Source organism: Salinibacter grassmerensis (assembly GCF_947077765.1).
Taxonomy (GTDB): Bacteria; Bacteroidota; Rhodothermia; order Rhodothermales; family Salinibacteraceae; genus Salinibacter; species Salinibacter grassmerensis.
The window spans coordinates 844,723-860,764 of record NZ_CAMTTF010000001.1; the positions used below are offsets into that span (position 1 = coordinate 844,723).

Below are 16,042 nucleotides of genomic sequence, written 5' to 3' on the forward strand. Positions count from 1 at the left end.
GGGCTGTGGGTGGGAAGGATCAATTGCGTGGAGAGAGGGATCAGGCGTCGAGGCGGTCGGAGGCGGTCGCCTCGTGGGGGGCGAGCAGACGGCGAAGCCCGTGCAGCGGAAGCCAGGCCCAGTCGGGGCGGTGGTTGAGCTCGTAGCGGACCTCGTACAGGGCCTTATCGAGGAGAAAGGCCCAGAGGAATGAGTAGCGGGCCGGGGCCGCCGGGAGGAAGGCGGCGTCCTCGGTCGTATCGGCGTACGCGTCGAGGAACGTCGTCTCCGTCCAGTGGAGCAGCGCGTTGATCCACGGCTCGTAGTCCGGGTCCACATTGGTGTGGTCCTGCCAGGAGGCGAGGACGGCGTACTCCAGAGACCGAAGCATGCCCGCGACGTCCCGCAGCGCGTTTTCGCGTTGGCGGCGCTCGTCGAGGGGGCGGGTCGGTTCGCCTTCGAAGTCGAGGACGTAGATGTCGCCCTCGGCCCGGAGAAGCTGCCCGAGATGATAGTCGCCGTGGATCCGGATGCGGTCGTGCGTGCCGGGCATGTCGTCGAGGGGCGCAAGGTGCTCCCGGGCTGCACTCCACGCCGGGGTGGAGGGCACGTCCTTAGGAGGGAGCCCCGATTGCCGATCGAGAAGGGCACGGGTCTCCTCCATCTCGGTTCTGATGCGTGCGCCCAGCTCCGCCCCTGCGTTCGCCGGCGCCTCAACGGGGTGCATGTTGTCGCCCTTTGCCTGGGCCAGCGCGTAGTGCATTTCGGCGGTCCGCACCCCGAGCGTCCGCGCGAACGAAATCAACTCGGGGGCCAGCTCTTCCAGCCACACCGGCACCGTCGCGTCCACGAAGCGGTCCGCCGTCCAGCTGGGGCTGTCCGCCGATGGGTCTGTGCTCTTGGCCTGCTCGTACGGGAACGGCGAATTTTCGACGCGGTCGAGAAAGGTGGTCGTGCAGGAGAGGGCGTAGCTCCAGGCGTCGGTGTCTACCGCAAGGGCCTCTTGAAGCACCCCGAGGGTGTACTGGCGGCGGCGACGCCGAAAGTGGAGCGTGCCGTGGAGGCGGGGCGAAAACGTAAAGTCGACGTCCGTGAGGTGCTGCAGGAGCTCTTTCTCGGGGTTGGGGCCCTCCTCCAGGCGGCGGTAGAGCTTGAGGAAGTAGTCGTCGTTGACGATGGCGGAGGTGTTGCTCTGCTCGCCGGTGAAGAGGCGCACGTCGTCGGGGGGCTCGTGGCCCATCGCCTCGGACGGCTCGGCCGTGTAGAGGCCCTTCAGCGAGCGCCCGGTGCCGCCCCGCTGCCACCAGCGGAAGAGCGTGGCCCAGAACTGAGGGTTGACCGTGGCGTCGTAGACGAGCCGTCGCTCTTCGGTGTCGTCCACCTCCAGCCACGCCAGCGTGGCAGCTGGGTGCTCGTCCAAGATGGTAGAGGCCTCCGGCTCGGGGGCTGCCATCAGGGGCAGGGTGTAGAACGACGTGTCCTCCGGGAGGTCGACCCGAAGCACCGACAGGTACACCACGGGGTCGCTCTGGAGGCGCACCGCATCTTCGACCTCGACCTCTTCGATGACTTCGCCCTTGGCGCCGAACCAGCGCTGCTCGTTGATAAACTCCGGGAGGAGCGCCTCGATCTGTTCGGGGCCGCGGCGCTGCGCCATCGTGGGGACGAGCACATTCTGCAGGCCCTCGGCGACCGGCAGGACGGGACGGGTGCGGCCGTTTTCGCCCTCGAGGGGCTGAAGGCCACTGCGGCGCGTGTCGTCGCGCTGTACATCCTCTTTGGGCACGAGCTTGAACCAGTAGAAGTGGTGCGGCCCGACGGTCAGGTGGTAGTCGTCGGGGCCGATGGGCGGGAACGCGGACTGTCCGGACAGCTCGACCGGCGCGAGGCCCTGCAGGTCGTCTCGCGCGGGAATGTGGACCGACTGCGTGAAGCGGGAGAGGTTGTTCACCACGAGGATGCGTTCGCCCTCGTACTCACGGAGAAACGCGAGAATGGACTGGTTCTCCACGGGCAGCAGCTCAAAGCTGCCCCGCCCAAAAATGTTCTTGTGCTGCTGCCGGAGGGCGATGAGGCGGCGCATGAAGTGGAGCAGCGAGTACGGGTCCTCTTCCGCGTCCTCCACGTTTACGAACTCGTAGCTGTACTTGCCCCGGTTGATGGGGGGCATGAACAGCTTGTGGTGCGGGGCCCGTGAGAAGCCGCCGTTCTTGTCGGGGCTCCACTGCATGGGGGTGCGCACCCCGTTGCGGTCGCCGAGGAACGGATCGTCGCCCATCCCGATCTCGTCGCCGTAGTAGATGATGGGACTTCCCTTGAGGCTCAGCAGCAGCGCGTTCATGAGCTCGATGCGGCGGCGCTCGCCCCCGAGCAGGGGCGTCAGGCGTCGTCGGATGCCCACGTTGATGCGGAAGCGATCGTCGGCGCCGTACTCGTGGTACATGTAGTCCCGCTCCTCGTCGGTCACCATTTCGAGGGTGAGCTCGTCGTGGTTCCGGAGGAAGAGAGCCCACTGCGCGTCGTCGGGGATGCCGCTGGTCAGGTCGAGCATCTCCACGACCGGCCGCCGGTTCTCGCGCCGCAGCGCCATATAGAGCCGCGGCATGACGGGAAAGTTAAAGGCCATCTGCACGCCCGTGCTGCCCCCGTCCGCGTCCTCACCGAAGTAGGGGAGCGTGTCCTCCGGCCACTGGTTCGCCTCCGCCAGGAGCACCTTGCCGGGGCCGTACCGCTCCTCCACGGCGGCGCGCAGCTCCTTCACGTAGTTGATCGTTTCGGGCAGGTTCTCGCTGCTGGTGCCCTCCCGCTCAAAGAGGTAAGGCACCGCGTCGAGCCGCAGGCCGTCCACCCCCATGTCGAGCCAGAAGAACATGACCTCCTTCATCTTTTCCCGGACCTCGGGGTTGTCGAAATTGAGGTCGGGCTGGTGGGAGAAGAAGCGGTGCCAGTAGTACTTCTCCGCCTTGGGGTCCCACGCCCAGTTCGAATCCTCCGTATCGGTGAAAATGACACGGACATCGTCGTATTTTTCGTCCGTTTCGCTCCAGACGTACCAGTCATGCTTGTCGGAGTCGGGGTTGCGCGCCTCCTGAAACCAGGGGTGCTGGTCGGAGGTGTGGTTCAGCACCAGCTCCGTGACGACCCGCATGCCGCGGGCATGGGCGTCGTCGAGAAACGCCCGGAAGTCGTCGAGGTCGCCGTGGATGGGCAGGACCTTGAAGTAGTCGGCGGTGTCGTAGCCGTCGTCCCTGAGCGGGCTCTCCAGGAAGGGGAGCAGCCAGAGGGTGTTGACGCCCAGCGATTCGAGGTAGGGCAGCTTTTCGCGGAGCCCTCGAAAGTCCCCGTAGCCGTCGTCGTTCGAGTCGTAGAAGCTGCGAACGTGCAGCTCGTAGATGACGGCGTCTTTGTACCAGAGGGGGTCGTCGAGGAAGTCGTCGGGCATACGGCGCTGCGGTTAAACGGGGAAGGGTGGACCGTTGAAGGCAGAGGGAGGGGAAAGAGAGCCTCCGTCAACCTTCGGGCACTCCGCCGATCATGCGTGTACGAGGCGGTCGTAGGCGGCGTGCGTCTGCTCGCTCGTGCCGGCCGGTTCGAGCCGGAAAATGTGTGCGGGGCGGTCGGGGGTGAGGCAGAGATAGTGATGAGTGCCCCGCCAGGTGTAGTGGGCATCGTGGAGGAGATCGTGGGCCGAGAAGGCCGTGTCGGCCGGCAGGCCGAGGTCGTGGACGGGAAGCACGAGCTGGCCTTCACGTTCGTTGTGAGGGTCGAGGCTTACGACCACGACGATCAGGTTGTCCCCGGCGGACTTGCTGTAGGCAATCAGGTCCGGGTGTTGTGTGTCCAGGAACCGAATCGACCGCATTTGCTGCAGGGCGGGGTTTTCGTTCCGGAGGCGGTTCACCCGCGCCATAAACGGCTGGAGCGACGTGGGGTCGTTCCAGTCCCAGGTTCGGATTTCGTACTTTTCGTTCTGGGCGTACTCCTCCTTGTGCGCCCGCTGCTGATTGTCGATGTGCTCGAAGGGCGGACCGTAGACGCCGTAGGTGCTAGACATCGTCGCCGCGAGCACGAACCGACTCTTGTGGGCGGGCCGCCCGCCGTCGACCAGCTCGTCGTGCAGGATGTCGGGCGTGTTGGGCCAGAAGTTTGGGCGGAAGTACTCGGCCACCTCGGTGTGGAACAGCTCCTCGCCGTACGCCTCGAGCGCCTCCGGCGTGTTGCGCCAGGTGAAGTAGGTATACGAGTTGTTGAAGCCGAGCTTGGCGAGGTGGTACATCGTCTTGGGCCGGGTGAAGGCCTCCGCCAAGACGACGAGCTCAGGCGTCTCCTGGCGCAGTTCGTGCAGGCACCACTGCCAGAAGGCGAACGGCTTCGTGTGGGGGTTATCCACGCGAAAGGTCGTGACGCCGTGGTCGATCCAGTATTCGAAGACGCTCTTCAACTCCTTCCAGAGCGCGGGCCACGCCTCGGTTTCGAAGTTGATGGGGTGAACGTCCTTATACTTTTTGGGCGGGTTTTCGGCGTAGCGGAGGGAGCCGTCCGGACGGTGGTAAAACCACTCGGGATGGTCCTCGACGTAGGGGTGGTCGGGGGAGCACTGGAACGCGACGTCGAGCGCAACCTCCAGGCCCAGGTCATGGGCCGTCTCCACGAACCGGTCGAATGCCTCGATGCCGCCCAGCTTGGGGTGGACGCTCTTGTGCCCGCCCTTCGATCCGTCCTCCAAGAAGCCGCCGATGGCCCACGGACTGCCAGGGTCGCCGGGGGCAGCTTCCGGGGCATCGTCCTTGCCTTTGCGGTTGGTTTTACCGATGGGATGGATCGGGGGAAGGTAGACGATATCGAAGCCCATCTCCTGGATGCGCGGCAGCCGCTCCGCGGCCTCGTCGAGCGTGGCGTGCCTCTCGTCGTCCCGGGCGGAGCGCGGGAAGAACTCGTACCACGCGCCGGTCCGGGCCCGCTCCGGGTCCACGAGGACCTCGTAGGTCGCACTGGTCGCTTGCTGATGACGAGGCGCGTGGCGGCGCACGAGTTCAGCAATCTCGTCCCCGAGGGCCGCCTCCGCGTTGCCGTTCTCGAAGGCCTCGATGTGGGCCTCCAGCATCTCCCGGTCGTCTTTGGGCGCGTCCTCGGCGGCCTCGCCGAGCAGCGACACCCCAGCGGTCAACTCGCTCTCAATCTCGGACGGCGGCTCGCCGCCCTCTACCCGGCGCCGAAATTGGTCCTGCCACGTGGCGAAGCGGTTGATCCAGGCCCGCACGCGGTACAGGTAGCGTCCGGGAGACGACACCTCGAAGGCGCCGGTGTACTCGTCGTTCTCGGCGTGGGGCATGCGGGTGATGTGCTCCGTCTCCTCGCCCGCGTGGTGGACCACGAGCTCTACGGCCAGGGCCTCGTGACTGTCTACCAGAACGCTGGCGGTTACCTCCACCTGCTCCCCCACGGCCCGTTTGAGCGGCCACTGCCCGCCGTCGATGGCGGGGGCCACCGACGAAATGACGACCCGCGACCAGGACGTAGGCATGGTCGGCTCAGGGGAGGCAGGCGGGGATTCGGTAGCAGAAGACATGCTGAGATGGGGCGGGGGCAAAATGCAACGGCGGACACGCGACAACAACGGATATACACGCTACGCACTGGGGGACAGAAATCCCAACGCGGGGGCCTGGATGCAACTGTGCGCAGTCGGGCTCATTGTATGGCAGGGTCTGCGGTCCAGTTTTTGTGGTTCATGTTGGACGATGCAGACCGCTCTGTACTTTTGAGCTGTACTCCTGCTGTATGGACGCGCCTTCTCCCTCACCGGTCGACACAGACACACCGAATCAGAGTGACCGTCACATTCAACCCGGGAAGCCCTACCCACGGGGGGCAACGTGGGACGGCATTGGGGTCAACTTCGCCCTGCACAGTGCCCACGCCGACCGGGTTGAGCTGTTGCTATTCGACGACGCCGACGACCGCGAGCCCAGTGTCACGTTCGAGTTGCCGGAGCACACCGGCCCCATCTGGCACGGCTACGTCACGAATGTCCGCCCCGGACAGCTCTACGGGTACCGCGTCTACGGGCCCTACGACCCGGCGAACGGGCACCGGTTCAATCCCAACAAGGTCCTGCTCGACCCCTACGCGAAGGCCATCGGGCGTCCCCTCCGCTGGAACGACAGCCTCTTCGGCTACGACGTGGACGCCGAGGAGGAAGACCTCTCGTTCAACACGCAGGACAGTGCCCCCCACGCGCCCCTTGCGGCGGTGGTGGAGGAGACCTTTGCCTGGGGCAACGACCAATCGCCGGAAATTCCGTGGCAGGACACCCTTATCTACGAGACGCACGTAAAGGGGATGACCCAGAAGCATCCGGACGTGCCCGAACGGCTGCGGGGGACGTACCTGGGAATGGCTTCCGAACCGGTCCTCGATCACCTCAAGAACCTCGGCGTCACCACGGTGCAGCTCCTGCCGGTACACGCCAAGCTGCATCGCCGTGAGCTGCTCCGAAAAGGGCTTCGGGAATACTGGGGGTACAACACCCTCTCCTACTTCGCGCCGGAGCCCGAGTACGCCGCCAACGGGCCGACGAGTGCGGTGCGTGACTTCAAGATGATGGTCCGTGCGCTTCACGACGCGGGGCTCGAGGTCATCATCGATGTCGTCTACAACCACACCTGTGAAGGGAACCAGTTGGGCCCCACGCTCTCGTGGCGGGGCGTCGACAACCAGACCTACTACAAGCTTAACCCCGACGACGAGCGGTACCACATGGACTACACCGGGACGGGCAACACGCTCGACCCCGGCGACTCGTACGTCCTACAGATGATCATGGACAGCCTGCGCTACTGGGTCAAGGAGATGCACGTCGATGGCTTCCGGTTCGACCTTGCCTCGGCCCTGGCGCGGGAGCTGTACGACGTGGACATGCTCGGTTCCTTCTTCAAGGTGGTCCAGCAGGACCCGGTGCTGAGCCAGGTCAAGCTCATTGCGGAGCCCTGGGACGTAGGGCCCGGCGGCTATCAGGTCGGGTCGTTCCCGTGGCAGTGGGCCGAATGGAACGGCCGCTACCGCGACACTATCCGCCGCTTTTGGCGGGGCGACCGTGGGATGAATGGCGACGTGGCCACCCGGGTCACCGGCTCCAGCGACCTCTACGAGCGGTCGGGGCGCCGCCCGTTTGCGTCCATCAACTTCGTGACGGCCCACGATGGGTTCACGCTGCAGGACCTCGTGAGCTACGAGCAGAAGCACAACGAAGAGAACAAGGAGGGCAACGAAGACGGTCACGACGACAACCACTCCACAAACTGCGGGGCGGAAGGCCCAACCAACGATCCGGAAGTGATCGAGCGCCGCGAGCGCCGGAAGCGCAGCATCATGGCCACACTCCTGCTGTCACAGGGCGTGCCCATGATTTTGGGGGGGGACGAGCTGTCTCATACGCGCCGGGGCAACAACAACCCCTACTGTCAAGACAACGAGATTAGCTGGTACGACTGGGACCTCGACGACCGCGAGCAGAAGTTTCTCGAGTTTGTGCAGCGGCTCACGGCGTTCCGGAAGGAGCATCCAAGCTTCCGGCGCCGGCATTTTCTGGACTCGGCCGACGAGTCGGACGGCTCCGGCGACGTGCTCTGGTGGCACCCCGACGGCCGCGAGATCACGGAAGGGGACTGGCACGATGAGGACCTGCATGCCTTCGGGTACCTGCTCCGCGGCCACAACCTGGCGCCCGGCTCAAAGGGACAGCCCCGGACCGACGACTCCTTTCTAGTGCTCATGAACCAGGGCGGGGCACCGGTGGAGTTTGAAGTGCCGGCGGAGACCAATGAACTCGACGACGTGCACTGTGCAGCCTGGCACGTGGTGCCGGAGCTGGCCGATTTTCTGGACGATCCGGGCACCGTTGATGTTGAGCCGGGGGGCGTGCTGACCCTGCGTCCTCATCGACTGCTGGCCCTCCGAGCGGTGCGGTAGCACAGGGCCCCCCACGGGAGCGCGTGGTTCTGAGCGCCAAACACATCCTGGCCGCGGCCCTTCATATCCATGTAAGGTTGTGCCCCATCGCTCCGAGTCCGACGGTGCCCGCTGTGTAGTTCAACCGACCTCTGCACGACATGTCCGAGCATACCCCCCGGCGAGAGTTTCTGAGGCGGGCGGGGGCCACCATGGTCGCGTCGACGGTGGGCTTCCCGTCCGTCATCCTTCCCGATCGGGACGCGGTCCTCGGGGTGGCTCTCTGTGGCCTTGGTAATTACGCCAGGACCCAGTTGGCGCCCGGTCTCCAAAAAACCGAGCACTGCGAACTGCGTGGCATCGTGACCGGCTCCCCGGAGAAGATTCCGAGGTGGAAACGGCGCTACGACATTCCGGACTCGAACGTCTACAGCTACGACACACTGCCCGAGATCGCCAACAACGACGCCCTCGACGTGGTGTATGTCGTCACCCCGCCTGGCCTCCATGCGCGAGATGCGATTAAGGCCGCCGAGGCCGGCAAGCACGTCTGGTGCGAGAAGCCGATGGCCATGACGACGGAGGAGTGTCGAGCCGTGATTGGCGCCGCCAAGAAGAACGGGGTCCAGCTCACCGTCGGCTACCGGATGCAGCACGAGCCCAATACCCAAACCCTCATCCGGTACGGTGAGAATGAGACGTACGGCGCGGTCACGTCCGTGGTAACCGGTGCGGGCTACGACGGAGCGCCCCCCGATCCGGACGACTGGCGTCGAGACGCTGAGCTTGGGGGCGGTGCGCTCTACGACATGGGCGTCTATCCCATCAACGCGGCCCGCTACGCTACTGGCATGGAACCGGTCGCCGTAACGGGGCGCACCTGGTCTGAGCGCGAGGGAATATACAGCGAGGTGCCGGAGCACGCGGAGTTCACGCTGGAGTTTCCGGAGGGGGTGATGGCAACAGGAGAAACCAGCTTCGGTGCGTCGATGAACTACCTCGACGTGGAATGTACCGACGGGGGATATCAGCTGCGTCCCTTTCAGGCCTACTCCGGCGTGCAGGGCAAGACCAGCGACGGAACCCGGTTGGCCCCCGATCCAAACGACCAGCAGGCCCGGCAGATGGACAATGACGCCCGTGCCATCAAAAACGACAGCGCCCCCCTCGTCCCGGGCAGAGAAGGGCTCGCCGACATTCGGATCGTTCGGGCCATCATGGAATCCTCCGCGGACGACGGAGCAAGAATAAAGCTCTGAGGGGCGACTCCGTGGACCGGGCAGTCCACAGAGCTGTGAAAACGCGTGTGCACCTGGCCAGTGCCGCTGTTCCCCGCTTCTCCTTTCGTTCCGCACATGCACGTCTTCCGGACGGGGCCACACGGCCGCATCGAATCGTCAGGTACGCCCTCGTCTGTCCTTTGCAGCGGGCCCTGTGTCCAGTTGCCAGTGCGCGTCGCCGCACCGCGTGCGTCAGACAGTCCAGCCTGGCGTTCGTAAATTATGAAGATTTGATAAACCAAGGAGCGGCAGGTTATGAACGTCGTCTTCACGTGCCTAACACACCCCCGGCTCATGATTGGTTGAGCCGCACTTCTTTTCGGACATTCACCTCAACTGCCGTCCACTACGAGCCATGCGATATACGTTCTTCGGACACCTCTGCGGACAACTCTGTTCTGACTGTCAAGAAGACCTTGCAAATGCAACCCTCCGGCTCTACCGACCCGGGGAAGGGGGCGATGAGACCATCGCCCGTGCGACTGCAGAGACCAAACACACGCATCAGATTCTCGACGCGGAAGAGGCGGAGAACAAGTCTGACCGTCTCTTGACCGAGGCGGACCTCGATTCGGAGGGACGCTTCAATGTTGTACTTGGCGAGGAGGTCGACTACGACGGGGAGGCGATTGAGATCGATGTATATTTCGAATCGGTGCCCGGCATGCCCGAAGGGGCAAAGGCGGACCCGTTGCAGGTGAGCATCACCACCCTCCAGCCCCAGTGGCGCAAGGGAGAAGAGGGCGCACGATTTGGCTGGGAGTACTGCATTCCCGAACGCTTCTGGTGCCAGGTCCGCGGGCAGTTTGGGGCCTGGACAATCTGCGGCGACGTGACCCTCTGTGAGACGGATGAACCTGTAGAAGGAGTGACGGTCATTGCGTTCGATCGAGACTGGATTCAAGACGATGAGGTCGGGGTCGCGACCACCGATGGAAATGGTCGCTTTCGCATCGATTATCTGCAGCAGGACTTCGAGCCCGGCACTGTCATCGACGTTGAACTCGTGGGCGGGCCCGACCTGTACTTTCGGGTGGAGACGCCCGCCGGGCAACCGCTCCTTTCTGAAGACCCTTCCGAGGGACGAACGAGTAGCCGAGAGAATGCCGGGCCCTGCTTCTGTGTGGACCTCTGCATCGACGAGGAGCCGGATGACCCGGACCCCGAGGTCTACCCGGTCTTCACCAGCGTAGGGGGGTATGACTTTCAGACAGATATCGACAGTGGCCCGGCGGGCACGGGAGAGACGGTAGGCGGCGGAAGGGCCTTCCACCGCAGCCTTCGGCTGAACGGGATCATGTCGAAGACACTGAACGGGAATCCCCTGGAGTATAAATTTCAGTACCGAGAACGGGGGGCCTCGTCCTGGATGGACGTGACCCCTTCCCAACTCCGCAAGACGAAGATCGGGACGCTCGAGAAGGTCGACACCTCCACCTCGCCGCTGACAATCGACACCAAGGACTACATCGTCGGGGGCGCGCCTGATTCCGACGAGGTGGCCGTCACCCCCAATGGGAACTGGATCCCGATGCCGCAAAAGTCGGGGGTCTTCAGTAGGGATGGATCCTTCGTACCGAACCACAACCAGATCCAACTGGACTCCCGAACGCTGGCGACGTTCACGCCCGCGATCGACCTGACCGGCATTGATGCGGGCGAGAGTGCCGAGGCTCCCTCCGGAGTGTCGCTTGTGCAGAACAAGCATTTCGAGATTAAGATGCTTGTCCGAGAAAATCCTCCCAACTCGAGTCCCAGCGCGTCTACGGAGGTAGGCCACCTCGAGAACATCGCCGTGAACAACCGTCTCTATGATTACGTCCGTCACCCGAACTGGATGAGCGAGACGGTAAACGGCGGACTCGCCGTGGCGATGGTCAACCTCCGAGAGCTGGGAAGCGGCGGGTGTGAGGAGATTCAGGACACCCTGAACGTCGAATTTACCGCGGCGCATCCAAACCTGGGAAATGTCGGGATCAAGGTAGAGGGGCCTGGAGGGCCGTACAGCACCACCCCGACCCCCAGTGACCCGAACGTAAACGGAAGCGCCGACGAAAACCTGCACGGATCCGTCGACTTCCAGAGTATCTCTGGGGGCACGAAGGTGGAGGAGCTGAAAAACTGCGCGTATGTCGTGACCTTATCGGTGGGGGTGCTGCTCACGAATGGCGACCGGGGTCCGGGTAACCGCCACGACCAGATCGCCTTCTGCAAGGGGTAGGCGGGTTTGCTGGAGGGAAGGGAGACCATTCGAAGTGCGAAATGAACGGGATGGGGGCCGGACGGCTTGCCGGCATCGGTGCCTTGCGACTGGAGACGCTCGTTCTCATCTTGTGTCCGGTCGTTATTGCTTTCAATAAGCGCCCCCACCATGCCGTCTCCGTCCCGCCTCCTCCCGATCGTGCTGGCCGTCCTGTTCGTGGTTGCCCCTGCCGGGGCCCAGCCCGCCGACCTGACGCCGGAGCGCTTCTCGTTTGACCCAGACCTTGCCTACGACAGCAGCATCCCCTCGCCCGAGGACGCGCTCGGCTACGACATGGGGACGCAGTTTACCCTCCACGCCGACGCGGTGGACTACCTGCGCACGCTGGCCGACGCGTCCGACCGTGTCCGGATGGGTACCTACGGCGAGACCTACGAGGACCGCACCTTGCCCTATCTCGTCCTCACGAGTGGGGCGAACCAGGGGCGTCTTGATCGGCTCAAGCGCAACAGCCGGCGCCTTTCGGACCCGGCGAGCCTGTCGGCGTCGGCCCGGGACCGACTGCTTCAGAACCAGCCGGTGTTCGTCTCCTACAGCTACAACATCCACGGCAACGAGCCAGCCTCGACGGAGGCGGCCCTGCAGGTGGCCTACCGCCTCGCCGCGGCCCAGGACGATAGTACCCGGGCACTCCTGCGGGACGCAGTCGTGATCATGTATCCCACCGTCAATCCCGATGGCCGTGACCGCTACGCCTACTGGGCCCGCTCGATGCAGCGTGCGCAGGTGGCTACCGAGCCGTCCGACATCGTCCACGACGAGCCGTGGCCGCAGGGGCGGACCAATCACTACTGGTTTGACCTCAACCGCGACTGGGTGTGGAACGTGCACCCTGAGATGGAGGGCCTGACCGGTGTGTACCAGGAGTTCATGCCGCAGGTGCACGCCGACTACCACGAGCAGGGCTACAACGACCACTACTTCACCATGCCCGGCACCACGCCGCGCAATCCGATCCTGCCGGACCGCTACGTGGCCCTGGCCGACACCTTCGGACGCGCCAACGTCGAGGCGTTCGACCAGAACCAGGTCGCCTACTTTACCCGCGAAGCGTTTGACTTCTTCTACCCCAGCTACGGATCCTCCTACCCCAGCGTGATGGGGGGCATCGGTATGCTGACGGAGCAGGCCGGCATTGGGGCGGGCCGGGCCGTCGAGAACAACGACGGCTACACGCTTACCTTCCGCCAGCGCGTTCACGATCACTATGCCACCTCGCTGGCGACGATCGAGGCGTCCGTCGAGAACCGGCGGTCGTTGTTGCAATATGACCTCAACGCCCACTCGCAGGCGAGCAACTCGATCGAAACCGCCGCCTACGTCTTTCCCGACGATCAGGGAACCGGCTACCTCTACGATGTGCTCGACATGCTCCGCCACCACGGCATCGACGTGGAACGCACGACGGAGGCCAGCCGCCTCGACAATGCGCTCGACTACCGCACTGGCGAGCGAACGGATCGTCGGGTGGATGCGGGGGCGTACGTCGTGCCCACCGACCAGCCGCGCCACCTCTTCGTAAACACGCTCCTACAGCGCCAGGTGGCGTTCCAGGACTCGGTGATGTACGACATGTCCACGTGGTCGGCCCCGCTGGCGTACAACCTGGAGGCGTACAGCACCCGCGAGTCGGTCGAGGCAGGAACGGAGTCTGTGGAGACCGCTCCCACACCGGAGGCCAGGGTTACGAATTCCGACGCGCAGTACGCATTCGTCGTGGAGTGGAACCAACGCCACGCCCCCCGCGCCCTGTCGGCCCTCTGGGACGCCGGGTATCGGGTGCGGGCGGCCCACGAGCCGTTCGGCACTGGGGCGCGATCGTTCGGGGCCGGCTCCCTCGTCGTCCTCCTGGGGCGCAATCCGGACCACGACAACCCCGCGGCCGACATGCGGCGCATCGCGTCGGAGGCCGGCGTCGAGATCGTCGGGTTGGATACCGGTCGGATGGCGGAAGGGCCCGATCTTGGCTCAGCCGACAACGCCCCGGTGAAGCCCCCCGAAGTGGGCATGCTCGTCGACCAGCCTTTCTCCACCTACACGAGCGGACAGATCTGGTATCTGTTCGACCAGGAGACCGAGCTGCCCGTGACTCGCATCCGGGCGTCCAACCTGGAGGAGTCGGCGACGGGAGGCGGACGTTATGCCCGCTACGGCAAGGCGTCCCTCGACGAGCTTGATGTGCTCATCCTGCCCGGCGGGTATGGGATTGACGCCGTCTTCGACTCGGCCCGCGTTGAGGACCTGCGCGAGTGGGTGCGTGACGGCGGTACGCTCGTGGGCACCGAAGAGAGTGCCCGGTTCCTGACGGCGGACGCCTCTGGCCTGACCGGCGTGGAGGCAATGCCAGACACGACCAACAGTCCCGTCGGGCCGTACACCTCGTACGCGGCCCGGGACGATTCGAGTGGGCTCGACTACGTGCCCGGGGCGGCCCTTACCGGACGCCTTGACGCCACCCACCCGCTCACGTACGGGATTGGGGACGCGGTCTACACGCTGAAATACGGCGTCTCCGGCCTGGAGCCAAGCCCGGACCTCCAGACGGCCGGCCACTACGGGAGGGACGCCGAAGATCTGCTCGTGAGCGGCTACGCCTCGCAGGAGAATCTGAAACAGATGGCTGGCAAATCGTTCGCCGGTACCGTTGAGATGGGAGAGGGGCGGGTCGTGCTCCTCGTTGACAATACGCAGTACCGCATGTTCTGGCGCGGCCCGAGTCGCATGATGCAGAATGCCGTGATGCTCGTGCCGGGGCTAGTGGACTGAAGGTTCATTGATGGCCCGGACGGGCCCAGAGTCGGTCTACGCGGCCGGCAAGGTATCCTCGATGGTGTCCACCAGTCGGTCACGGGTGAAGGGCTTGCCGACGTACTCGTCGAATCCCTCCTGGAGAAATTCGTCCCGATCGCCAGGCATGGCGAAGGCCGTGACCGCGACCGCCGGAATGTCGTCGATGTTCTCCCGGTTCCGGATCGTACGGAGCAGTTCCACGCCTCCGTTTTTCTCACTGAGGTTGATGTCCAGGAGGAGAAGATCGAACGAGTCCGTCGCGACGTGGTCCAGTGCCTCCTCTACACTGGAGACGACGGTGACGTCGTATTCGTCTTGCAGCGTGTGCTCTAGGAGAAGTTGAGTATCCGGATTGTCTTCGACTGACAAAATTCGTGGGAGATCGGATGTGCCCATGAAGTCGTTATAGTCCGGCCTTGTAAAATGTGAAATCTATAAGACGGAATATGTGGTTCGCAGGAATCGTTCCGTCGATGATAGACTCATAACTTTAAGCGGCCAACCTGAAAAAGTAACATCCACAACGAACTAAGGAACAGGGGACTGCCGGCTCACCACGCACGGCGCAGGGTTAGGGAAGGGCGTATGAATGGCGCGGGCAGGCGGTAAAGCACGTCCTGGGTCCTTTTCTGGGTCTCCACCTTGATCGTGCCGTCTACTTCTTCGGTGAGCCACTTCAGGATGGACAAGCCGAGTCCGCTGTTCTCGTACTTCCGATTTATGCCTACAGGTTCTCGCTTGAACGCACTGAGAAGGTCCGGCACGTGCTCCGGGCCCGTGCCGATGCCGGTGTCCTCGACCTCCATTACCGCGTCCTGGTCGTGCGTCACGTGAGCCTCGATACGACTATCCTGGAGGGCACTCGATTGCATGCCCCAACGGATCGCAACAGATATGGTGTGAGTCGTCCTCGCTTCAGTGCCCCTGCACCGACGTGTCAGGCGCATGCGTCGCTCGGGTCCGCCCGTTTTCGACGGCGTGCTCACCCAGCCGCTGTCACATCCTGGACGATCTCTCCTCAGGCGACGGGGTGCGCACCAGGCCCGCCTGGCCGATCAGGGCGCTCTCGCGGTAGCCCACCGTTTCCCCAATGGCTGAGTTTGTGTACACGATACGGCGGCGTGGACCCGGCCACTACTTGGGCCCTCAGCCCATTGAAATAGCAAAAGCCCGCCTCGGGAGCACCCAAGGTGGGCTTTCGAACGGAACGGCACCGGTAGCGTGGGAGGGATTTGAACCCTCGACCTCCGGGTTATGAATCCGACGCTCTAACCGACTGAGCTACCACGCCGTCAATACTGATAGCTTGTATGTCCGACTGCGCGTGGGGTGTTTCCGGCGCGCGGTGAAAAAAGAGTGGACGACACCGCACTCCTGTTCAGTTGAGATGGTCGACGTGGCGGAGGGTTGCCGGGTCCATGAGGCGGTTGATCTCGTGGCGCAGCACGTCGCGCAGGTGCCAGCCGCTGGGCAGCTCGCCGTCCGAGACCTCTACGAACAGCGTGATGCGTCCCCGGGTGGCCTGAAGGGCATGCTTATCGGTGTGGGGGGCGTCGGGGCGGTACGCACGAAACTGAAAACCACGATGAGAGTCCACGGGGCAGAGAAGAAAGATGCACTGTTGAGCACGCGAAAACATTGCCTCGTTTCACGGGGGCCGTGCGGCTGTGTTCGGGGCCCTGCCCACGCGCTCGGGCCCGGTCTAGGGTTGTCCTCGTAGCCCCTGGATCGTACATTAAGTTCCCCGTTATTCCTTATACAGCCGCCACACACACCTCCG

At 64.1% G+C, this 16,042-nt stretch carries 9 protein-coding genes and 1 tRNA gene; 4 read left to right on the forward strand and 6 right to left on the reverse strand.

Translation table 11 applies throughout. The features are described 5' to 3' along the window. Positions 1-40 precede the first annotated feature (40 nt). Entirely contained in the window at positions 41-3,421 is a 3,381-nt protein-coding gene (gene treS, locus OJB03_RS03220; RefSeq protein ID WP_263785216.1) for a maltose alpha-D-glucosyltransferase, read from the reverse strand. A gap of 90 nt (positions 3,422-3,511) precedes the next feature. Then, positions 3,512-5,503 (reverse strand): alpha-1,4-glucan--maltose-1-phosphate maltosyltransferase, encoded by a 1,992-nt coding sequence (locus OJB03_RS03225; RefSeq protein ID WP_263785218.1) that lies wholly within the window; start codon positions 5,501-5,503, stop codon positions 3,512-3,514. Positions 5,504-5,760: 257 nt separating this feature from the next. Between OJB03_RS03225 and glgX the strand changes: the two genes are divergently transcribed. The 4 genes from glgX to OJB03_RS03245 all read left to right on the forward strand — a co-directional run bounded on the left by glgX (position 5,761) and on the right by OJB03_RS03245 (position 14,238). After that, complete coding sequence (gene glgX / locus OJB03_RS03230; protein ID WP_263785220.1) at positions 5,761-7,950, forward strand: glycogen debranching protein GlgX; 2,190 nt, start codon at positions 5,761-5,763, stop codon at positions 7,948-7,950. Positions 7,951-8,090: 140 nt separating this feature from the next. After that, a complete protein-coding gene (locus OJB03_RS03235) occupies positions 8,091-9,188 on the forward strand; it encodes a Gfo/Idh/MocA family protein (protein ID WP_263785222.1) in 1,098 nt (365 codons plus the stop codon). Between the two features lie 376 nt (positions 9,189-9,564). Beyond that, positions 9,565-11,430: a carboxypeptidase-like regulatory domain-containing protein gene (locus tag OJB03_RS03240; protein WP_263785223.1), complete on the forward strand. Its 1,866-nt coding sequence runs from the start codon at positions 9,565-9,567 to the stop codon at positions 11,428-11,430. Between the two features lie 150 nt (positions 11,431-11,580). After that, complete coding sequence (locus OJB03_RS03245) at positions 11,581-14,238, forward strand: M14 family zinc carboxypeptidase (RefSeq protein ID WP_263785224.1); 2,658 nt, start codon at positions 11,581-11,583, stop codon at positions 14,236-14,238. 36 nt (positions 14,239-14,274) lie between these two features. Here OJB03_RS03245 and OJB03_RS03250 read toward each other — a convergent pair whose 3' ends face one another. From OJB03_RS03250 to OJB03_RS03265, 4 genes are all read right to left on the reverse strand, one after another. After that, positions 14,275-14,631, reverse strand: coding sequence for a response regulator (locus OJB03_RS03250; protein WP_263785226.1), 357 nt, complete (start codon positions 14,629-14,631; stop codon positions 14,275-14,277). A 182-nt stretch (positions 14,632-14,813) separates the two neighbouring features. Beyond that, a complete protein-coding gene (locus OJB03_RS03255) occupies positions 14,814-15,209 on the reverse strand; it encodes an ATP-binding protein (RefSeq protein ID WP_263785228.1) in 396 nt (131 codons plus the stop codon). 270 nt (positions 15,210-15,479) lie between these two features. After that, positions 15,480-15,553 (reverse strand) — tRNA-Met (locus OJB03_RS03260). A gap of 87 nt (positions 15,554-15,640) precedes the next feature. Beyond that, on the reverse strand, positions 15,641-15,859 hold the full coding sequence (locus tag OJB03_RS03265) for a hypothetical protein (protein ID WP_263785230.1): 219 nt from the start codon (positions 15,857-15,859) through the stop codon (positions 15,641-15,643). Between the last annotated feature and the right edge of the window lie 183 nt (positions 15,860-16,042).